Genomic DNA, 19,673 nt, shown 5'->3' on the forward strand with positions numbered 1-19,673 from the left:
ATCGTTCCGCTAGCACCGGCCCCGGATTTCGCTGCGCTCCATCCGGGCTACGAAGTTTACACCTCTTGTCCCGGCGACTTCCGCGCCATGCCGTCGAACGCATCCAGCAGCTTTTCGCGCCACACATAGACCGAATCATCCGCTTCGAGCAGCTTGAACGGGCTGACCACGCGCGCCCAGTGGAATCCGCCGAACACGATGTAATCGGCGTAGTTCGGTGCCTGCCCGCCGAGAAAAGGTTGCGTCTTGAGCGTCTGCCGCATGATCTCGAGCGATTTGCGGAACGCGACGATGCCGGTGTCGCGGCCCGCCATGATCTCCTCGAGCGTCTTGCCGCCGAAGCGCGCCTCGCGCGACTTGCGGAAATAGGCGGCATCGACCTCATTCAGATTGTTCGGGATATCGGCGATGATGAGCGGAAAGATGCCGCCGACGATGGCGATGTCGCCCCACGCATTGATCATGCGCGCCATCGCGCGGCCGCCCTCCCCGCCGAACAGCGACGGGCGATCCGGAAAAGTGTCCTCGAGATAGTTCGCAATGGTCCAGGAATCGACGATCGCCTTGTCGTGGTGCAACAGCACGGGGACCCTCTCCGAGCCGTGCGGCGCAATCGCGCTCTTCTCCGTGAAGCGCCAGGGTAGCGATTCCGCCGCAAGGCCCTTGTGCGCCAGTGCCATCCGGGTGCGCCAGCAATACGGGCTGAAGGGGCGCGTGGGATCGGTACCGACGAGTTCGTAGAGTTTGAGCGACATTGAGCAGTGCTCCGTCATTGCGAGCGCAGCGAAGCAATCCGGGCTGCTTCCGCGGTGACATTCTGGATTGCTTCGCTGGCGCTCGCAATGACGATGTGGAGAGAGGTGCGCGTCACCGCCCGTTCGCGCGCAACAGCCTCTCGCCGCCTTCCGTTGCCGCGATCACCAGCCCGAGACCGGCAATCGTCTCGCGCGCGACGTAGCCGCGCTCGGCGGCGTCCTCCCAGATGGTGAGGCGCGGGCACGAGGTCTTCCAGGTCGCGAGCACCTCGGCGTAGACGCGCGGCTCGCGCGCGACCCATTCGACGAAGTCCAGCACCAGCGGATCGGCGTTACAGCTCATTGCAAACCTCCCTTGTCGAAGGCGGCCAGAACCGGCGCACGCAGCAACAGCCAGCCGCCGTGGACGATGTAGTAGCAGGCGATGGTGGTGATCAGCTTGTTGGACCAGGCGATGAACTGCTGGTCGGTCATGGCTTCGAGGATGCGCCGCGCCAGCGTGGTGCCGAGCATCGAGGCTGCGATGGCGACGGCAGCGAGCACGGGATCGAGGCCCGCGGCCTGGTCGATGATGCCGCCGAAATAGATCAGCTTGGTGAAATGGCTGACGACCTGGCACATCGCCTTGGTCGCAACCTTCTCGCGCCGGCCGAAATCGCCGCCGAGGAAAAAGGTGTCGAGCAGCGGGCCGGAGACGCCGGTCATCAGCATCAGGCCCATGCAGATCGTGCCGTAGACCGTGCCCTGCCAGAGGCTATCAGGGTCCGGCTTGATGTTCGCCGGCAAAAGCCGCGCCATGAACGGGGTGATGCCGAGCAGCAGCAGCGCGACCGGCTTATCGGGCACGTAGCGGGTCAGCGACCACGCCGCGAGCGCGACGGCCGCGCCGACCATGTAGTTCGCAACCGGCCGCCAGCGGATATGCGCCCGCCACAGGAACGCGCGCCAGCCGTTCGAAGCCATCTGCGTGACCGCATGCAGCACCATCGCGGTCGGCAGCGGCATCAATGCCAGCAGCACGCCGATCAGGATCAGCCCGCCCGCCATGCCGAACAGCCCCGACAGGAACGCCGTGGCCACCATCAGCAATCCAAGGGCAGCGATCATGATGGGCGTCACGAAAGGAATCTCCCGAGGGCGAGTGAGGGACGCAAACTGTTTCACTCCCTCGCCCCGCGAGGAGAGGCGAAGGCACCGCGCCTGCTTCAACAAATCAGCTCGAATTGCGCTGATGTTTGTGCCTCGCTTGCGCCTCTTCCGCAAACTGAGATATCTTGCCCTGGCATCAGCTTTCCTGAGGGTGGGTCATTTGCGGCGGTTGCTGTTTCTCAACGGCATCAAGGCGTTCGAGGCGGCGGCGCGGACCGGCAGCTTTGCTGCGGCCGGGCTGGAGCTGAGCGTATCGGCGGCCGCCGTCAGCCGCATGGTGCACCTGCTCGAAGAGCGGCTCGGCGTCGCCTTGTTCGAGCGCAAGGCCAACAGGCTCGTGCTGACGCAGGCGGGCCGCGCCTATCAGAGCGGGCTGACCCCGATCTTCGATGCGCTGGCGAGCCTCACGGCGCAGGTGACGGCGCCCGCCAGCGTGCGCGTGCTCACCATCGGCGTCGGCCACACCTTTGCGATGCGCTGGCTGATCCCGCGCCTGTCGGAGTTTCGCAGCGAGGAGCCCGACATCGAGGTGCGCTTCACCACCGGCGGCGCCGCGGTGCCGTTCGGCGAGGACTGGAACTGCGGCATCAAGCTCGGCACCGGCGACTGGCCCGGCCTCGTCGCCGAGCCGCTGTTCGCCGGTGATCTCACCCCCGTCTGCGTGCCGCGCCTTGCCGGCGGATTGAAACGCCCGGCCGACCTGAAGGGACCGAGCCTGATCCGCGTCGCGCACTCACCCGAGGACTGGCCGATCTGGCTGAAGGCGGCGGGGACAGCGAGGATCAACGCGCGCGGGCCCGAGTTCCAGTTCTACGGCCAGGCGCTGCAGGCCGCGGCCGACGGGCTCGGCATCGCGATGGGCATCCGCCCCTATATCGACGACGATCTCGCGGCCGGCCGGCTGGTGGCGCCGTTCGACCTCTCGGTGCCCAAGGGCATGCGCTGGTATCTGCTCTATCGCAGCTTCCAGACCGAGCAGCGCGACTTTGCCGCCTTCCGCCGCTGGATCATGCGGGCGGCATCGGAACCTGCCGCCCGTCCACGGCGGATCGGCCGCGCCGCAGCGCGGAACTGAAGCCCGGCGGGCAAAAAAGCCGCCTGCTTGTGAACGGCTTCACATCCCAAATTCCGCAGACGTGGTCTCGTGACCCTCCGAAAAGAAACGTGGGACCTACACTCATGACGACCCTCTACGACGGCTTTGACATCGAATCCTTCGAAGCTGGCAAGGGGCTGTGGCACGCGCGGATCCGCCGGGCCGATCTCAGCCCGGTGGCCATCGACGGCGTGCTGTTTCCGGCCATGGAAGTCGGCTTCGCTTGGCCCGATCGCGATGCCGCGATTGCCGATGCCAAGCACCACATCGATCGTTTCCGGCGGCGGGCTGGCGACGACGAATAGGCGGTCCGCAGGCCGACCAGAGACAGGGCGGCGAAAAAAAGGGGGGGAACCGGTCATGTCCATCATCGAAACCGATGCGGTGCAGCCGCGGATCTACGCCCGCGCAGTGCTCTCCAACTGCCCGGAATGCGACGGCGATCTCACGGTGCTCCGTGTGATCGGCGGCCGCGCCGGATGCGAGTACTGGACCATGCGCTGCACCGATTGCGGCGGCATTCATCTCGACATCCTCGAGCCGAATGTCGCGGCCGGAGACGACGAGGGGCCGCTGCCGGCGGCGTGAACCGCAAGGCTGCTGCCAACCTGCTGTCAGCAGCCTGCATGGCTCGGGGCATTCACCCTTTATCGCGGGGCAGACTCGTCCCATATTCGCCTCATGGCGAAGAAACCTGCATCCCCCGAAAAATCCGGCAAATCCCCCAAATCGAAGGCGCATCGCCCCGATGTGCAGCCGATCGGGCCTGCGCTGGCCGAATTGCTGAATCCCGCGATCAATCGCGGCGATGCGGGCTTGGGATCGGGCACCGGCCTGCAGCCGCCGCCTGACAATTCGCGCGACCGCCGTGCCGGGGGCGAGGCCGCCGCGCATCGCGCGCGGGCTTCGACACCGAAGGAGTTTCCGCAAGATGCGGCGCGGCCGATGCCGCTGCGGCCCAATCCGCAGCCGCCGGGCGCCCGTCAGTCCGGCGAGCTTGCCGGGCTGGAGGAGGCACCGCAGGCCAATTACGGAACTGCGGCCACCATCCCGACGCTAGATCCGGAACTGGCGCGGCAGCTCGGCCTGCCCACCGAGGAGGACGATGCCGAAGCGCTGGCGCGCCCGCCGCGTTCCAAGATGGAGGCGCTCGGCGTCAAGGCGACCGCCGATGCGCTGGAATCGCTGATCCGCGAGGGCCGGCCGGAGTTCCGCAAGGGCGACGGCTCCATGAAGGTGTGGACGCCGCACCGGCCGCCGCGCCCGGAGAAGTCCGAAGGCGGTGTCCGCTTCGAGATCAAGTCGTCCTACGAGCCGAAGGGCGACCAGCCGACCGCAATCGCCGAGCTGGTCGAGGGCATCAACCGCAACGACCGTTCGCAGGTGCTGCTGGGCGTCACCGGCTCCGGCAAGACCTACACCATGGCCAAGGTGATCGAGGCGACGCAGCGCCCGGCCCTGATCCTGGCGCCGAACAAGACGCTGGCCGCCCAGCTCTATGGCGAGTTCAAGAACTTTTTTCCGGACAACGCGGTCGAGTATTTCGTCAGCTATTACGACTACTACCAGCCGGAAGCGTATGTGCCCCGCACGGACACGTACATCGAAAAGGATTCCTCGATCAACGAGCAGATCGACCGCATGCGACACTCGGCGACGCGCGCGCTGCTCGAGCGCGACGACGTCATCATCGTGGCGTCGGTGTCCTGCATCTACGGTATCGGCTCGGTCGAGACCTACACCGCGATGACCTTCGCGCTGAAGAAGGGCGAGCGCATCGACCAGCGCCAGCTGATCGCCGACCTCGTCGCGCTGCAGTACAAGCGCACCCAGGCCGATTTTACCCGCGGTACCTTCCGTGTCCGCGGCGACGTCATCGACATCTTTCCGGCGCACTATGAAGACCGCGCCTGGCGCGTGAACCTGTTCGGCGACACCATCGAGACCATCGAGGAGTTCGATCCGCTCACCGGCCACAAGCAGGACGAGCTCGAATTCATCAAGATGTACGCCAACTCGCACTATGTGACGCCGCGCCCGACGCTGGTGCAGGCGATCAAGTCGATCAAGTTCGAGCTCAAGCAGCGGCTCGACCAGCTCAATAACCAGGGCCGCCTGCTGGAAGCGCAGCGGCTGGAGCAGCGCACCACCTTCGACCTCGAGATGATGGAGGCGACGGGCAGCTGCGCCGGCATCGAGAACTATTCGCGCTACCTCACCGGCCGCCGCCCCGGCGAGCCGCCGCCGACGCTGTTCGAATACGTGCCCGACAACGCGCTGATCTTCGCCGACGAAAGCCACGTCACCATCCCGCAGATCGGCGCCATGTTCCGCGGCGACTTCCGTCGCAAGGCGACACTGGCCGAATACGGCTTCCGCCTGCCGTCCTGCATGGACAACCGCCCGCTCCGCTTCGAGGAATGGGACATGATGCGGCCGCAGACCGTCGCGGTGTCGGCGACCCCGGGCAGCTGGGAGCTGAACGAGAGCGGCGGCGTGTTCGTCGAGCAGGTCATTCGCCCCACCGGGCTGATTGATCCTCCCGTTGATATTCGCCCCGCCCGCACGCAGGTCGACGATCTCGTCGGCGAAGTGCGCGCCACCGCGCAGGCGGGCTATCGCTCACTGATCACGGTCCTCACAAAGCGCATGGCGGAGGACCTCACCGAATATCTGCACGAGCAGGGTATCCGCGTGCGCTACATGCACAGCGATATCGACACGATCGAGCGCATCGAGATCATCCGCGACTTGCGCCTCGGTGCCTTCGACGCGCTGGTCGGCATCAACCTCTTGCGCGAGGGCCTCGACATCCCCGAATGCGCCCTGGTCGCCATCCTCGACGCCGACAAGGAAGGCTTTCTGCGCAGCGAGACCTCGCTGATCCAGACCATCGGCCGCGCCGCGCGCAACGTCGACGGCAAGGTGATCCTCTATGCCGACCAGATGACGGGGTCGATGGAGCGCGCCATCGCCGAGACCAACCGCCGCCGCGAGAAGCAGGTCGAGTACAACAATGCCAACGGCATCACGCCGGAGAGCGTGAAGAAGCAGATCGGCGACATCCTCAACTCGGTCTATGAGCGCGACCACGTGCTGATCGAGGTCGGCGGCCACGACATGACCGACGACGTCATCTCGATCGGCCACAATTTCGAAGCCGTTCTGGCCGATCTCGAAACGCGAATGCGCGAGGCCGCCGCCGACCTGAACTTCGAGGAAGCCGCCCGCCTGCGCGACGAGGTCAAGCGCCTGCGCGCCACCGAGCTCGCCGTGGTCGACGACCCCACCGTCAAGCAGCGCACCGTCGCGACCAAGGCGGGCGCCTATGCCGGCACGAAGAAATACGGCGACGCCGCCAACCTCCCCGTCAGCGCCATGAAGAACAAGAGCGCCGCAACTGCGCTCAAGGCCGGCGGCGGCAAGGGCTCCCGCGTGCATAAGCCGCATCTCGACGAGATGCACGGCCCGGAGTCGTTGCCCTATCGCGAGAGCCGCGCGCTGCCGTCAAAGCCGTTCGGCAGCACCAGCAGGATCATCCAGCCGACGGATTCGCGGCAGTCGGGACCGGAGTTCGGGCCCGCGCCGAAGTCGACGGGCGGGGCACCGGGGCGAAGGGGTGGGTGGAAGAAGAGGTAGACGCGTAGGTTTATCGGCGACGTTCGTGGTTACCCCCTCACCCCACGCTCGCCGCCACCACGGCCATCACCGACAGCAGCAGCACGATCGTCACCAGTTGCAGCGAGGCGACGGGCTGGGTGCGCCATGCCGTGATCTTGTCGGAGAGCGACAGATGGGCCTCGAAGAATTTCGGCTCGTAGACGGTCTTGAACAGGTGCGGGAAGCTCGGGCCGAGGGTCACGGCGATCAGGGCGTGGGTGAACGAGGCGAAGGCGACGAAGATGGCGACGCCGGGATCGCCGACGAGGTCGTGGTTGCCGATGAGCTTGAGCAGGAAGGCCGCAGTGGCGAAGGTCGGGAAGCTCTGCAGGGTCGCGGTCAGCGCGAGGCCTTCGAGCGCGTTATGCAGGCGGGACTTTCTCGTGGCGGCGATGGTGGCCATGGCACGTCTCCCTGATGACTTGGGGATGACGGTAGCGGCGTCTGGACAGGCGCGACGTGAGATGGATCACGCAGGCCGGCGATGCCGGCTGCGTCTCTCCCCTCCACGTTCACCCAAGCTTCGGCGCACGAGAGCGGGCCGCCTATGTTCCCGGCGCGCGGCTTTGCGGGTTCGTCCACGCGGGCTTGCACACCAAGCAGCCGAAGACGCCGCGAACCCCATGAACCGGGCATTGCGCTCGCACGTCAAAACCTCTGCAAACATCCCTGTGATCTTGCGGATTGCGCCGGCGTGAGACCACGCGCTAGGCTTGCAAAAGGCACAAGACCAAGGAGAGCGGGCGGGAATGACGGTGGAGCAGCTGAATCGCCAACGCGTCGTGCACCTGCTCGATGCCTTCGCGCGCGGCGATATCGAGACGGCGCTGGCCTGCTGCACCGACGACGTCTATTTCCTCACCCACGCGCCGATCGACGTGCTGCCGCATTTGGTGCCGCGCCAGGGCAAGCAGGAGCTGCGCGAGTTGTGGCAGACGGTCTGGTCGCGCTATTCGGAGGTTCGTTACAAGACGCCGCATATCGTCGCCGAGGGCGAGGCCGTCGCGACCTACATGAACGCTTTTTTCAAGAAGCGCAGCAACGACCGCATCGTGCAGTTCGACATGGCGGTGTTCTACACGTTTCGCGGCGGACTGGTGGCGGAGATGCGCGAGATCATCGATTCCTACGACCTGGTGCAGCAGGTGCTGGAACGGGAGATCGGGCCGCTGATTGCCGGGGCGGACTGAGCGCCGGGACCCGGACAATTACGGGGTTGTATTGTAAATCTCACAAAACCCGTTCAAGTGTGCATTGCGAAAACGTGAATTGCGTTTTGGCCGAAATCTGCTAATTTGTTCGTATACAAATGAGTTGAGCCCTGGCGCCTTGGTGCGCATGGGGTTGTTTGCCGTTTTTTTCCGTAAAGCCAGCTTCAGGACTGCCCCAAATGACAGAGCACAGCCTCTGGCGTTTCTCGCGTGCGTTGCACCGCGCGATCAACGACCGGGATTTTAGGGATATCGAGGCCCTGATCGACGAGGACGTCGAGTGGGCGCTCTACGGCCCGATCGACATGTTTCCGTTCCTCGGCGCGCGCCAGGGCAAGGATGCCGTGCTCGACGTCATCCGCCAGCTCGCCGACAATTTCCAGGTCCGCCGCTTCGACCGCGAGAGCATCATGCTGGGCGTGGATTCCGCCGCCTCGATGGTGCGCTATTCGCTGACGGCGCTGGATTCCAACAAGCCGATCAGCCTGCGCGTGGCGCAGTTCGCCCAGTTCAGGGCCGGCAAGCTGATCAGCATGCGGGTGCTGATCGACACCTTCGACCTGGTCGAGCAGGCACTCGGCCGCGCCATTCATCTGCCGAAGATGACCAGCGTCGGCTAACGCATGATCCGGCTCTGAGGGGCCGCGTTAGCGCAAAGTACGAAGCGGTTTTCCGAGAAGATCATGCGCAAACAACAACCTGAAGCGCGATGATGATCATCGCGCTTCAGGGGGGACGCCAACGGGCCCCGCTGTTCGGGACCGATGACGAGGCGATCGCGACGTCCTGGCCTCCAGCCCCGCCGGATGCCGTCGCATCACGAACCTGTCATCGGGCGCGCGCCTTTCGCGCGGCCCGTTGGTTCGCCTCCCCTTGCGAACCGCCACAATTCCGCAACGATAAACCGGCACTTTCAGCGCCGGAATGGCGCATGGTCATTGCAACCGCTATAGTGGGGCGGACAGCATGCGCTGGGGTTCGTGGGCAGGACGATGGAATTCTCGACAGGGTTTGGCTGGACCAGGCTGCCGTTGCTGGCGGCCGCATTCATCTTGGGCTCGGTGCTGACGTTACAGGCACAGATCATTCCGCCCTTCTCCGCACCCGCATCCGACGACGAGGCCGAGGCGGCCGAAGCCCCCGACGTCAATGATCCCGACATCATGAAGGGCATCGACGTCGACAAGCTCGACTGGAGCCAGCTCGCGGTCGATGCCGGGACCGGCATCGACCCGATGGCCGCCAAGAAGCGCGCCCAGGCCGCCGCCAGGGAAGGCCTCGACTGGTCGTCGAACCCGAATGCCAACGGCTCGTCGGCAGTGACCGTGAAGCAATCGGTATCCTCGTTCTGGGATACCCGAGTCGGCGCCGACATGACGCTGGCGAGCGAGCCCAGGACGATGTCCGAGCTGCTGGCGCAGAAGGCCACCAACGGCGGCAGCCTGCCGCAATCCTCGGGCAGCGCCTGGGCGACGGCGACCGCGCCGGGTGCGGGCGCGATCTGGGACAAGACCGCGGTGGAAGCCAGGGTCGATCCCGGCGCCGAGCACAGCAAGATCGGGGCGTCGCTGACCAAATCGGTGCCGCTGTCGGGCGACACCTCCCTGACGCTGCAGAACGGCTACAGCGTCAACCAGCAGGGCACCAGCGCGGTCCCCGGCATCGGCGGCCACGTCACGCGCAATTACGAGACCGACCAGAGCGCCAAGGTCACCGCGACCGACACCGGCACCAGCATCATTGCGGGCCAGACGCTGTCGACCACCGACGACAAATGGCTGCGCAAGCTCGGCGCCGAGCAGAAGCTGTTCGACAACGTCACGGTTTCCGGCTCGGTCGGTGAAACCTCGCAAGGCACGCTGAACAAGAGCGTGACGGCGGGCTTCAAGAAGAGCTGGTGAGGCCGGCGCCTCTGCCCGCCTGCGGGGAGAAGGCCATCACCGCGGCAGCATTCACCCTTCCCTAACCATACGCCACGGCAAAACCCCCGAATGGTCCGGCCTTGCCGCATCTTGGCCCATTTGCGGTCAAAATCGGACGCCCTGATGCAGCCTGCCTCACAGACGTCGTCGTGCGGGGGACACTCGCGCTGCGCTCAACGCGAACAGGGGAATAACGATGAACGCCATGCGTCCCGAAAAGATCGAAGCCACCGAGACCGAGACGGTCGACACCAACCTCGCCGCCGTGACCGAGGTCGAAGCCGGCATCCGCGACTTCGTCCGCAACGACATCGCCTATCTGCGTCGTCCGGCAGCGACCACCACCGACGCCCCGCCGCTCGACCCGAGCGCGGAAGCCACCGTCAACAACGTCAACTCGCTGATCCAGCGCGTCGCCGGCACCTCGCTCGCCGAGATCGAGAATTTGATCTCCGAGCTCGAGAGCCTGCGCGACCTGCTCCACGCCGAAGGCCAGCGCGTCCAGCGCGAGATCTCCGGCTACGCCCAGCTCAGCCAGGCCGCGATGAAGTCGACCCGCATGATCGCCGACAACGTCGCGCAGTGGAAGCGCGCCGCCGACGGCCTGCGCAACAGCTGATCGCCGGCACGAACGCATCATTGGCCGCCGCGTTCCGGAAGGGAGCGCGGCGGTTTTGATTTGTTGGTGGGTCACGCAGCCGTTTCTCCAACACAGGTGTCATCACCCGCCTAGTGCGCAATTGCGCACAGGGGCGGGTGATCCAGTATTCCACCAGCGCCGGTGATTGAATCGATGGGCCGCGGCGTACTGGATGCCCCGGTCAGCCGGGGCATGACAGCGGAGAATGTGGCGCGGCCAACGCCCACCATTGAACCCACCGCCGCTCCCCGGCGACCAACCCCAAGCGCCCGTGCAGCTACGGCCGGGGCTCAGGGGGACCTTTCAGATGGAAAGCATTCGGCCCGATACCACGGACCCGATCCCGTTGCGGCCCGCGCCGAATCAATTCGGCACGATCATGCTGCGCTTTGTCGGGCTGCTGGCGGTTGCGATCGCCATCCTGGCGTTCGTCTATAGCCGCTGAGCTGCGGCCGGATGCCGGCCGCGATTGTTAACGAATTCTTACCGGGCCGCTTCCGCGGTCGAGGCCTCCAGCGTGTAGGCGCCATCGGCGTAGCCCTTCACCACCATGCCGGCGACCAGCATCACGGCCAGCGTCGCAGTCGCGAAGATGAATCCAACAAATTTGAGTGCGCCGCGGTCTGCCATGGTCGTCCCCTGTCTCTGCCCCATTCGTTTCAAATAGACAGCGACAGGTTCATAATTAGTTAGCAACTGACTGGTTCCGCGAAACTGCTTCGCCGTAACCATGTTGCGCAGGCTTATGGCAGCCACCCGGAATCGCGTCCATAGCGCGCGGGCAACACTCGCGCACTCATTTGCCCGTTCATCTTGGAACAGATCTAACCGCTTTGCGCAGCGGCACGAAGGCGGACGCGGTGATGGAATAGACCTCCTCGCCGCGCTGGTTGGTGCCGGTGGTGCGGGCCGTCAAAATTCCCCAGCCGGGACGGGAGGCGGAGGTGCGCTTGTCGATGACTTCATTGACGTAAGCGACGGTATCTCCCGCGAGCACCGGCCTGATCCAGCGCAGGTCTCGAAAGCCCGGCGACGGGCCCCACACCGCGACCTCCTCGCCGCGCGAGGCGGCCTCGCGCGCCAGACGCTGGCCGTCGGCGACAAGCAGGCTCATGCAGGCCGAGCCGACATGCCAGCCCGAGGCCGCGAGCCCGCCGAACAGCGAGTTCTTGCCCTCCTCCTCGTCGAGGTGAAAACGTTGCGGATCGAACTTGGCGGCGAAGGTCTTGATCTTTTCCGCCGTGAACGTATAGGCGCCGATCTCGCGGCGCTGACCGATCGCGATGTCTTCGAAGAACCGCATCAGGCCGCTCCCTCGCGCCGCTTGATCAGAATCGGCGAGGTCATCTCGGCGAGCGCCTGCCCCGCCGCATTGCGCGCGGTGCATTTGAACTTGACGATGCCGAGCTCAGGTCGGCTCTTCGAGGCCCGCGCTTCCAGGACATCGACGTCGAGCGTGAGATCGTCGCCAGGCCGCAGCGGCGACAGCCAGCGCACCTCGTCGACGCCGGGAGATCCCAGCGACGCGGCGCGGGTGATGAAGCCGTCGGCCATCATCCGCATCATCAGCGAGCACAGGTGCCAGCCCGAACCGGACAGGCCGCGCAGCATGCTCTCAGCTGCTGCCGCCTCGTCGAGGTGCATCGGCTGCGGATCGAACTCGGCGGCAAAGGCCAATATCTCGTCGCGGGTGACGTGGCGCGGGCCGAACGTTCCGAACCGGCCAGGCGGGAAATCTTCGAAGGTCAGGGTCATCTCGGGAAAGCTTTGCGGGAATGACAGATTGTGGCCGCACTTTGCGGCAATCTCAACCCGCCGGCCCGCATGGCTCGTGCTACATACTTGAGATCGGCGTTGATTTGAGTCGGATCGATCGACGGCCGAAGCCCGATTTGAAGTCCCGATTTGCCTTGCGATTTGCCTTGGGGAGAGCAATGTTCTCATTCAGCGACCTGTTCCAGTGGGACCGCTTCATCACGCCGACGATCATCAAGACCTTCTACTGGCTGGTGATCGCGCTGATCTGCCTGTTCGGGCTCTCCGGCATCTTCTCAGGGTTGGCCGCGATGGCGATCAGCCCATTCGGCGGCTTCCTGGTGCTGCTGTCGTCGATCGCCAGCGTCGTGGTCGGCATCGTGTTCTCGCGCATCGTCGCGGAGCTGATCCTGATCGTCTTCCGCATCAACGAGCATCTCGGCGCGATCCGGGACCAGGGATCAGGGATGCGGTAGCCCGTCATTCCGGGGCGCGCGCAGCGCGAGCCCGGAATCCATTCATCCACTTGTTCTGAGGCCCTATGGATTCCGGGTTCGCGCCAAGAGGCGCGCCCCGGAATGACGCTGTGGCCTACGTATTAAACCTGAAATGCATCACGTCGCCGTCGGCGACGACGTAGTCCTTGCCTTCAAGGCGGAGCTTGCCGGCATCGCGGGCACCGGCTTCGCCGCCGAGCGCGACGTAATCGTCATACGCGATGGTCTCGGCGCGGATAAAACCCTTCTCGAAATCGGTGTGGATCACACCGGCCGCCGCCGGCGCCTTGGTGCCGCGATGGATGGTCCAGGCGCGCGCTTCCTTCGGGCCCACGGTGAAGTAGGTGATGAGGTCGAGCAGGGTGTAGCCGGCACGGATCAGGCGGTCGAGGCCGGCTTCTTCGAGGCCCAAAGTCTCCAGGAAGTCCGCGCGCTCGTCACGCGAGATGGTCGCGATCTCGGATTCGATCTTGGCGGAGATGACGACGGCAACTGCGCCCTCCTTCGCCGCCTGCTCCTCGACCGCCTTGGAGAAGGCGTTGCCTGTCGCGGCCGAGCCTTCCTCGACGTTGCAGACATAGAGCACGGGCTTGGACGACAGCAGGCCGAGCATCGAGAAGGCCCGCTCCTCCTCCGCCTTGCGCTCGACGAGGCGCGCGGGCTTGCCTTCGCGCAAGAGCACCAGGGTGCGGTTGACGAGATCGAGCTGCTCCTTGGCGTCCTTGTCGTTGCCCTTGGCCTTCTTGGTGAGATTGTCGACGCGCTTCTCGAGGCTGTCTAGGTCGGCGAGCATCAGCTCGGTCTCGATGGTCTCGATGTCCGCGAGCGGGGCGATCTTGCCTTCGACATGGGTGATGTCGGAATCTTCAAAGCAGCGCACCACATGCGCGATGGCGTCGACCTCGCGGATATTGGCCAGGAACTGGTTGCCGAGGCCTTCGCCCTTGGAGGCGCCGCGCACGAGGCCTGCGATGTCGACGAAGGTCAGCCGGGTCGGGATGATCTGGCCCGACTTGGCGATCGCCGCGAGCTTGTCGAGCCTGGGATCGGGCACGGCGACCTCGCCGACATTCGGCTCGATGGTGCAGAAAGGATAGTTCGCGGCCTGCGCCGCGGCCGTCTCGGTCAGCGCATTGAACAAGGTCGACTTGCCGACATTGGGCAATCCGACGATCCCGCATTTGAATCCCATGGTGGTCCTGGCCTCCGCGCTTCGCGCGCAAATGTCTTTCGAACTCGTCATGCGCGGGCTTGATCCGCGCATCCATCGTCTTCGAAGGATGGATCGCCGGATCAAGTCCGGCGATGACAGGTGTTATTCCTTGCCGTTCTCGTCCTTGGTCAAAAACCCCTTCGCCTGCATGGCCAGATGCACCCTGTTGGCGAAGGTCGCGTCCGTGCCCTTGGCAAGCAGCGCGGCATGCTCGGCCACCGCATCGCAGAGCGTCGCCACCCATTCGTTGTCGGCCTTGGCGAAGTCCGACAGCACATGGCCGTGCACCAGCTCCTTGACGCCGGGATGACCGATGCCGAGCCGCACCCGGCGATAATCGTTGCCGATATGCGCCGAGATCGAACGCAGGCCGTTATGGCCGGCAATGCCGCCGCCGATCTTCACCCGCACCTTGCCTGGCGGCAGCTCGAGCTCGTCGTGGAACACGGTGGTGTCGCCCGCGGCGATCTTGAAGAAGCTAGCCGCTTCCTGAACGCTGCGTCCGGACTCGTTCATGTAGGTCGTGGGCTTGAGCAGGATCACGCGCTCGGGTCCGAGCGCACCTTCCGAGGTCTCGCCCTGAAAGCGGCGGCGCCACGGCGCAAAACCATGACGCCGCGCGATCTCGTCGACGGCCATGAAGCCGATATTGTGCCGGTTACGTGCGTATTTCGCGCCGGGATTGCCGAGCCCAACAAAGAGTCGCATGACGCGGCGCGCCCCCCGCTCGGCGCGCGGTCAAGGACCGCGCGCCAGCTTCGAGAGATTACTTCTTCTTGTCGCCGCCGGCGGGAGCCTTGGCAGCAGCGGCAGGAGCAGCAGCCGGAGCCGCAGCACCAGCGGCCGGAGCAGCCGCAGCGCCCGGGGCCGCACCAGCAGCGGCAGCCGCAGCAGCGGCCTTCTGCTCTTCGGCGTAACCGGACGGCGGCACGATGGTGACGAGGGTCGCGTCCTCGCGGGTCAGCGCCTTGACGCCGGCCGGCAGCTTGACGTCGGCCAGATGCAGGGAGTGACCGATCTCGAGCGAGCCGACATCGGCCTCGATGTATTGCGGGATGCTCTCGACGCCGCATTCGAGCTCGATCGCGTGGGCGACGATGTTGACGGTACCGCCGCGCTTCACGCCCGGAGAGGTTTCCGCCTTCACCACGTGCAGGGGAACGCTGATGCGGATGGTGGCGCCTTCGCCCAGCCGCATGAAATCGACATGGATCGGGAAGTCCTTGACCGGATCAAGGTGATAGTCGCGCGGAATGACGCGGTGCTTCTTGCCCTCGAGGTCGATGTCGACCAGCGTGGTCAGGAACCGGCCGGCAAGGATGCGCTGGCGCAGTTCACGATCCTCGATCGAGATCGTCAGCGGGGGCTGGTTGTTGCCGTAGATCACTCCGGGCACTCGCCCGGCGCGACGCTCAGCCCGGGCGGCCCCCTTGCCGCTCTTCGGACGCGCGGTCGCCTTCAATTCCTTGACGGTCGTCGCCATGTCGTTAAGTCCTTGTTTTTGCAAAAGTTAATGGGCCGCAAGGCGGCCCATGGCATAGTCCACAGCAAGCCTCCAGGGGTGCGGGGGCCGCGGACGTGGCGGGCTTTTACCCGGAAGCTGCGGAAATGACAAGGAGAATGGGCTGGTACCCTCCCCTGGGAGGCCCGGGTCCTTACCCTCCCTTGGAGGGGGAGGATCGGCTCATATGGAGCGTAGCAAAACGTGAGCCGGGGTGGGGTGACAGTCTCTCGATCGAGGCGGTGCCCGAGTGGAGAGATCACCCCACCCCGGCGCTACGCGCCGACCCTCCCCCTCCAGGGGAGGGTAAGAGACCGCGCTTTACGACGTCGGGGTCCCCCCGAGCTTCGCCTCCAGCGCTGCGAGCCGCGCCTTCAGGGCTTCGTTCTCCTCACGCGCAAGGCGCGCCATGTCCTTGACCGCCTCGAACTCCTCGCGCTTGACGAGGTCCATGTCGCGCAGGAATTTTTCGGCCTGGCTGCGCATCACGGAATCGAACTCGCGCTTGACGCCCTGGGCAGCACCGGCGGCGTCGTTCATCAGGCGGCCGATCTCGTCGAAAAACCGGTTGTTGGTCTGGGTCATTGTGGGCCTCCGATAAACTTTGCGCGAACACGCAGAATGACAATGGCAATCCGACGGGGCCGGTTCAAGAGCGAAGCGGCGGTATCCTTGTCATGCGCCGGTTTCCTTGCAATCGTATTCAACGTCCCTGCATAAGAGGAATCACGGGGCGTCTGCCGGCGCCGACCGCCGCGATCCCGCTTGGACACAGAAGGCGCGATGCCGTTTCTGCTCATCGACTTCCCCGCCTTCAACCCGATCGCGCTCGAGATCGGTCCGTTCGCGATCAAATGGTATGCCTTGGCCTATATCTGCGGCATCGTGTTCGGCTGGCTTTATGCCCGCGCGCTGCTGAAGAGCGAACGCCTGTGGGGCGGACCCGCGCCGATCTCGCTGCTTCAGATCGACGACTTCATCCTGTGGGTCACGCTCGGCATCATCGTGGGGGGCCGCGCCGGCTACGTGCTGTTCTACAACCTGCCCTTCTTCATCGATCATCCCGCCGCGATCTTTAAGTTGTGGGAGGGCGGGATGTCGTTCCACGGCGGCTTCCTCGGCTGCGTCGTCGCGGTGATGTGGTTCGCCTGGCGCAATGGCATCTCGATCCTGTCGCTCGGCGACATCACCACCGCGGTCGCCCCGGTCGGGCTGTTGCTCGGACGCATCGCCAATTTCATCAACGGCGAATTGTGGGGCCGCGCCACCGACCCGACCCTGCCTTGGGCGATCATCTTCCCCAACGATCCGACGCAACTGCCGCGGCATCCGAGCCAGCTCTACCAAGCCGGCATGGAGGGCATCCTGCTGTTCACGGTGCTCGCGATCATGATCCGGTTCGGTGCCTTGAAGCGCCCCGGCATGATCCTCGGCGCCTTCATCCTGGTCTATGGTCTGGCCCGCATCGCCGGCGAGCATTTCCGCGAGCCGGACGCGCAGCTCGGTTTCCTCTGGGGCGGATTAACCATGGGCATGCTGCTGTCGATCCCGATGCTTATCGTCGGCCTCATTCTTATTGTATTGGCAGTGAGGCGCGGTGCGCCGACGCCCGTCCAGGCCATTCGTTAATTCATTTCGAGAAGATCGCCGTGACCGACCAGCCGCTGCTCAACGAGATCAAGGCGCTGATCAAATCTTCCGGGCCCATGCCGGTCTGGCGGTACATGGAACTGTGCCTGATGCATCCGCGCTACGGCTATTACGTCTCGCGCGATCCGCTCGGGCGCGAGGGCGACTTCACCACGGCGCCCGAAGTCAGCCAGATGTTCGGCGAGCTGTTGGGGTTGTGGACCGCCTCGGTCTGGAAGCAGATGGGCTCGCCGCAGTTCCTGCGGCTGATCGAGCTCGGCCCCGGCCGTGGCACCATGATGGCGGATGCGCTGCGCGCGCTCCGCGTGCTGCCCCCGCTCTACCAGGCGCTCCACATCCACATGGTCGAGGTCAATCCCGTGTTGCGGGACCGGCAGAGCGCGACGCTCGCCAACGTGCGCAACATCGCCTGGCACGACAGCATCGACGAGGTGCCGGAGGGCCCGAGCATCATCCTCGCCAACGAATATTTCGACGTGCTGCCGATTCACCAGATGGTCCGGCTCGAGAACGGCTGGCACGAGCGCGTGATCGAGATCGATCCCAACGGCAAGCTTCAGTTCGGCGCGGCGCCGGAGCCGACGCCTCGCTTCGACGTGCTGCTGCCGCCCCTGGTACGCGCCGCCCCCATCGGCGCCGTGTTCGAGTGGCGCCCCGACGGCGAGATCATGAAGCTTGCCACGCGCGTGCGCGACCAGGACGGCGCGGCGCTGATCATCGATTACGGCCACCTCCGCAGCGACGCCGGCGACACGTTCCAGGCGATTGCGCGCCACACCTTCGCCGATCCCTTGAAGGCGCCGGGCCAGGCCGACGTCACCGCCCATGTCGATTTCCAGGCGCTGGCGCGCGCGGCCGAGGATGTCGGCGCGCGCGTGCATGGGCCCGTGACGCAAGGCGACTTCCTCAAGCGGATCGGCATCGACACCCGCGCCGCCGCCCTGATGCAGAAAGCTGCGCCCGACGTTGCCACCGACATTTCGGTGGCGCTCAGGCGCCTGACCGATACCGGGCGTGGCGGCATGGGCTCGATGTTCAAGGTGCTCGGCATCTCCGAGCCGCGGCTGGCAAGCCTTGCCGGCCTCAGCGATCTCGAACAGGCAGGAGAGGCCTCATGACGATTGCTTCGTCGGTGCTGTCGGCCGTGCCCGGCCTGCGCCATGCCTTCTTCACCCGCGAAGGCGGCGTCTCCGGCGGCATCTATTCGGCGCTGAACGGCGGGCTCGGCTCCAACGACGATCAGGCCCTGGTCGCGGAGAACCGGCGCCGCATGGCCGAGCATGTCGGCGTTGCGCCCGAGCGCTTCCTCAGCCTGCACCAGATCCATTCGCCCGACGTGCTGGTTGCCGAGGCACCATGGCCGAGCGGGCCGCGACCCAAGGGCGATGCGCTGGTGACGAAGACGCCGGGCATCGCGCTCGGCGTCTCCACCGCCGATTGCGGGCCGGTGCTGTTCGTCGATCCGAAGGCGCGCGTGATCGGCGGCGCGCACGCGGGGTGGAAGGGCGCACTGACGGGCGTGCTGGAATCCACCATCGCGGCGATGGAGCAGCTCGGCGCCACGCGCGGCGGCATCATCGCCGCGATCGGTCCCTTGATCCGCCAGGACAGCTACGAGGTCGGCAACGAGTTCGTGGCGCGCTTCATCGAACAGGATGCCGAGAACGCTGTGTTCTTCATCCCCTCGGTGCGCGAGGGCCACGCGATGTTCGATCTCGCCGGCTTCATCCGCAAGCGGCTGGAGGCCGCCGGCATCCTGATGATCGACGATCTCGGTCTCGATACTTACGCCGACGAGCGCTTCTTCAGCTATCGCCGTTCGGTGCATCGCAAGGAGCCGGATTACGGCCGTCACGTTCACGCGATCGCGCTGGAAGGGTGAACACAGGGGCACCCCGTGCCATTCCGGGGCTCGATGACAGTGGCTTGTGTCGCGCCTGCCCTAGACCTTAATCGATTTTAACGATATCGCTGCCCTCCATAATGAGGGACGCGTCATTCATCTTCCGCCGCGCGGGTTCGCGCGTGCTGGCGGTCATGCTGCTGGCGGCGGCGGCCGCGCTGGGCGGCTGCGCCGGCGGCGGCACTGCCGCCAATTCCTATGCGATGGCGCCGAGCGCCGGCAGTGGGGCCACTATCGCCTTCGAATCGATCGACGGGCCACCTCCGCAAGTGTTCGACCGCATGGTCGGCGTGCTCGACAGCGAATCCAAGCTGCGCAGCCTGTCCGTGGTCTCCCGCGAAGGTACGGCTGCCTATCGCGTGCGCAGCTACCTCTCCGCCCAGGTGGTGCGCGGCAAGACCGTGATCGCCTGGGTCTGGGACGTCTACGACGCCAACCAGCAGCGCGCGCTGCGTCTCTCCGGCGAGGAACCGACCTCGGCCAAGGGCGGGCGCGACGCGTGGTTGGCTGCCGACGACCTCGTGCTGCGGAAGATCGCCCAGGCCGGATTCAGCGGACTTTCCAACATGATCAACGGAACGCCGGATGCACCCAGTGCAGCTCCGGCATTGCGGGGACCGGCGGTGGCCAGCGTCGTCAAGGACGCTCCCGCGCCAGACATGCCGGCATCAGCGCTCGGCTATGCCGAGCAATAACCCCCGCTAAACCACGGCCTCAACTT

The 19,673-nt window shown here is 65.5% G+C and carries 25 protein-coding genes; 14 read left to right on the forward strand and 11 right to left on the reverse strand.

Annotation, left to right across the window (positions count from 1 at the left end; translation table 11 throughout):
• Window positions 1–56 precede the first annotated feature (56 nt).
• The 3 genes from I6F16_RS29295 to I6F16_RS29305 form a co-directional block, all read right to left on the reverse strand.
• Window positions 57–755 (reverse strand): glutathione S-transferase family protein, encoded by a 699-nt coding sequence (locus I6F16_RS29295; protein ID WP_225114100.1) that lies wholly within the window; start codon window positions 753–755, stop codon window positions 57–59.
• A 112-nt stretch (window positions 756–867) separates the two neighbouring features.
• Window positions 868–1,098, reverse strand: coding sequence for a hypothetical protein (locus I6F16_RS29300; RefSeq protein WP_225114101.1), 231 nt, complete (start codon window positions 1,096–1,098; stop codon window positions 868–870).
• Complete coding sequence (locus I6F16_RS29305; protein WP_109145303.1) at window positions 1,095–1,874, reverse strand: sulfite exporter TauE/SafE family protein; 780 nt, start codon at window positions 1,872–1,874, stop codon at window positions 1,095–1,097. The genes I6F16_RS29300 and I6F16_RS29305 overlap by 4 nt, the downstream gene beginning before the upstream one ends.
• A gap of 190 nt (window positions 1,875–2,064) precedes the next feature.
• Between I6F16_RS29305 and I6F16_RS29310 the strand changes: the two genes are divergently transcribed.
• The 4 genes from I6F16_RS29310 (at window position 2,065) to uvrB (ending at window position 6,639) form a co-directional block, all read left to right on the forward strand.
• Entirely contained in the window at window positions 2,065–2,979 is a 915-nt protein-coding gene (locus tag I6F16_RS29310; RefSeq protein ID WP_074448039.1) for a LysR substrate-binding domain-containing protein, read from the forward strand.
• A gap of 104 nt (window positions 2,980–3,083) precedes the next feature.
• Window positions 3,084–3,305, forward strand: a complete 222-nt coding sequence (locus I6F16_RS29315) for a hypothetical protein (protein ID WP_057027695.1) — start codon at window positions 3,084–3,086, stop codon at window positions 3,303–3,305.
• 55 nt (window positions 3,306–3,360) lie between these two features.
• Entirely contained in the window at window positions 3,361–3,588 is a 228-nt protein-coding gene (locus I6F16_RS29320; protein WP_225114102.1) for a hypothetical protein, read from the forward strand.
• 93 nt (window positions 3,589–3,681) lie between these two features.
• A complete protein-coding gene (uvrB, locus tag I6F16_RS29325; RefSeq protein ID WP_225174217.1) occupies window positions 3,682–6,639 on the forward strand; it encodes an excinuclease ABC subunit UvrB in 2,958 nt (985 codons plus the stop codon).
• Window positions 6,640–6,676: 37 nt separating this feature from the next.
• Here the strand turns inward: uvrB and I6F16_RS29330 are convergent, their stop codons facing one another.
• Window positions 6,677–7,063: a hypothetical protein gene (locus I6F16_RS29330; protein ID WP_036009422.1), complete on the reverse strand. Its 387-nt coding sequence runs from the start codon at window positions 7,061–7,063 to the stop codon at window positions 6,677–6,679.
• A 346-nt stretch (window positions 7,064–7,409) separates the two neighbouring features.
• Between I6F16_RS29330 and I6F16_RS29335 the strand changes: the two genes are divergently transcribed.
• The 5 genes from I6F16_RS29335 to I6F16_RS29355 all read left to right on the forward strand — a co-directional run bounded on the left by I6F16_RS29335 (window position 7,410) and on the right by I6F16_RS29355 (window position 10,878).
• The gene (locus I6F16_RS29335) at window positions 7,410–7,850 is read left to right on the forward strand and encodes a nuclear transport factor 2 family protein (protein ID WP_036009420.1); all 441 of its coding nucleotides are present in this window, start codon (window positions 7,410–7,412) and stop codon (window positions 7,848–7,850) included.
• A 200-nt stretch (window positions 7,851–8,050) separates the two neighbouring features.
• Entirely contained in the window at window positions 8,051–8,491 is a 441-nt protein-coding gene (locus I6F16_RS29340; RefSeq protein WP_036009417.1) for a nuclear transport factor 2 family protein, read from the forward strand.
• A gap of 372 nt (window positions 8,492–8,863) precedes the next feature.
• A complete protein-coding gene (locus I6F16_RS29345; RefSeq protein ID WP_225115005.1) occupies window positions 8,864–9,772 on the forward strand; it encodes a hypothetical protein in 909 nt (302 codons plus the stop codon).
• A 217-nt stretch (window positions 9,773–9,989) separates the two neighbouring features.
• Entirely contained in the window at window positions 9,990–10,412 is a 423-nt protein-coding gene (locus I6F16_RS29350; protein WP_036009414.1) for a hypothetical protein, read from the forward strand.
• A gap of 328 nt (window positions 10,413–10,740) precedes the next feature.
• On the forward strand, window positions 10,741–10,878 hold the full coding sequence (locus I6F16_RS29355; protein WP_007614812.1) for a hypothetical protein: 138 nt from the start codon (window positions 10,741–10,743) through the stop codon (window positions 10,876–10,878).
• A gap of 38 nt (window positions 10,879–10,916) precedes the next feature.
• On the opposite strand, the gene I6F16_RS29360 is transcribed toward I6F16_RS29355, so the two are convergent.
• The 3 genes from I6F16_RS29360 to I6F16_RS29370 all read right to left on the reverse strand — a co-directional run bounded on the left by I6F16_RS29360 (window position 10,917) and on the right by I6F16_RS29370 (window position 12,188).
• Window positions 10,917–11,063 (reverse strand): hypothetical protein, encoded by a 147-nt coding sequence (locus I6F16_RS29360; protein WP_225157367.1) that lies wholly within the window; start codon window positions 11,061–11,063, stop codon window positions 10,917–10,919.
• Window positions 11,064–11,241: 178 nt separating this feature from the next.
• Window positions 11,242–11,736: a MaoC family dehydratase gene (locus I6F16_RS29365; protein WP_225174218.1), complete on the reverse strand. Its 495-nt coding sequence runs from the start codon at window positions 11,734–11,736 to the stop codon at window positions 11,242–11,244.
• Window positions 11,736–12,188 carry a MaoC family dehydratase gene (locus tag I6F16_RS29370; protein ID WP_036027191.1) on the reverse strand — a complete coding sequence of 151 codons (453 nt, stop codon included), beginning with the start codon at window positions 12,186–12,188 and terminating at the stop codon, window positions 11,736–11,738. Before I6F16_RS29370 ends, I6F16_RS29365 begins: the two co-directional genes overlap by 1 nt.
• Before the next feature lie 179 nt (window positions 12,189–12,367).
• Between I6F16_RS29370 and I6F16_RS29375 the strand changes: the two genes are divergently transcribed.
• Window positions 12,368–12,664 (forward strand): DUF4282 domain-containing protein, encoded by a 297-nt coding sequence (locus I6F16_RS29375; RefSeq protein WP_028134403.1) that lies wholly within the window; start codon window positions 12,368–12,370, stop codon window positions 12,662–12,664.
• 115 nt (window positions 12,665–12,779) lie between these two features.
• Here I6F16_RS29375 and ychF read toward each other — a convergent pair whose 3' ends face one another.
• The 4 genes from ychF to I6F16_RS29395 all read right to left on the reverse strand — a co-directional run bounded on the left by ychF (window position 12,780) and on the right by I6F16_RS29395 (window position 15,984).
• On the reverse strand, window positions 12,780–13,877 hold the full coding sequence (ychF, locus tag I6F16_RS29380; RefSeq protein ID WP_057027687.1) for a redox-regulated ATPase YchF: 1,098 nt from the start codon (window positions 13,875–13,877) through the stop codon (window positions 12,780–12,782).
• Window positions 13,878–14,000: 123 nt separating this feature from the next.
• Window positions 14,001–14,606, reverse strand: coding sequence for an aminoacyl-tRNA hydrolase (pth, locus tag I6F16_RS29385; protein ID WP_036009403.1), 606 nt, complete (start codon window positions 14,604–14,606; stop codon window positions 14,001–14,003).
• Window positions 14,607–14,664: 58 nt separating this feature from the next.
• Entirely contained in the window at window positions 14,665–15,381 is a 717-nt protein-coding gene (locus tag I6F16_RS29390; RefSeq protein WP_057027685.1) for a 50S ribosomal protein L25/general stress protein Ctc, read from the reverse strand.
• 339 nt (window positions 15,382–15,720) lie between these two features.
• Window positions 15,721–15,984 (reverse strand): accessory factor UbiK family protein, encoded by a 264-nt coding sequence (locus I6F16_RS29395; RefSeq protein ID WP_057027684.1) that lies wholly within the window; start codon window positions 15,982–15,984, stop codon window positions 15,721–15,723.
• A gap of 198 nt (window positions 15,985–16,182) precedes the next feature.
• Here I6F16_RS29395 and lgt point away from each other — a divergent pair, with 198 nt between their 5' ends.
• The 4 genes from lgt (at window position 16,183) to I6F16_RS29415 (ending at window position 19,647) form a co-directional block, all read left to right on the forward strand.
• A complete protein-coding gene (gene lgt / locus I6F16_RS29400) occupies window positions 16,183–17,028 on the forward strand; it encodes a prolipoprotein diacylglyceryl transferase (RefSeq protein WP_036027175.1) in 846 nt (281 codons plus the stop codon).
• A gap of 20 nt (window positions 17,029–17,048) precedes the next feature.
• Window positions 17,049–18,167 carry an SAM-dependent methyltransferase gene (locus I6F16_RS29405; protein ID WP_225147374.1) on the forward strand — a complete coding sequence of 373 codons (1,119 nt, stop codon included), beginning with the start codon at window positions 17,049–17,051 and terminating at the stop codon, window positions 18,165–18,167.
• Window positions 18,164–18,931 (forward strand): peptidoglycan editing factor PgeF, encoded by a 768-nt coding sequence (gene pgeF / locus I6F16_RS29410; protein WP_225174219.1) that lies wholly within the window; start codon window positions 18,164–18,166, stop codon window positions 18,929–18,931. Before I6F16_RS29405 ends, pgeF begins: the two co-directional genes overlap by 4 nt.
• A 101-nt stretch (window positions 18,932–19,032) precedes the next feature.
• On the forward strand, window positions 19,033–19,647 hold the full coding sequence (locus I6F16_RS29415) for a hypothetical protein (RefSeq protein ID WP_225174220.1): 615 nt from the start codon (window positions 19,033–19,035) through the stop codon (window positions 19,645–19,647).
• The last annotated feature ends 26 nt before the right edge of the window (window positions 19,648–19,673 follow it).

It is taken from the genome of Bradyrhizobium sp. IC4060, assembly GCF_020193715.1.
Taxonomy (GTDB): Bacteria; Pseudomonadota; Alphaproteobacteria; order Rhizobiales; family Xanthobacteraceae; genus Bradyrhizobium; species Bradyrhizobium yuanmingense.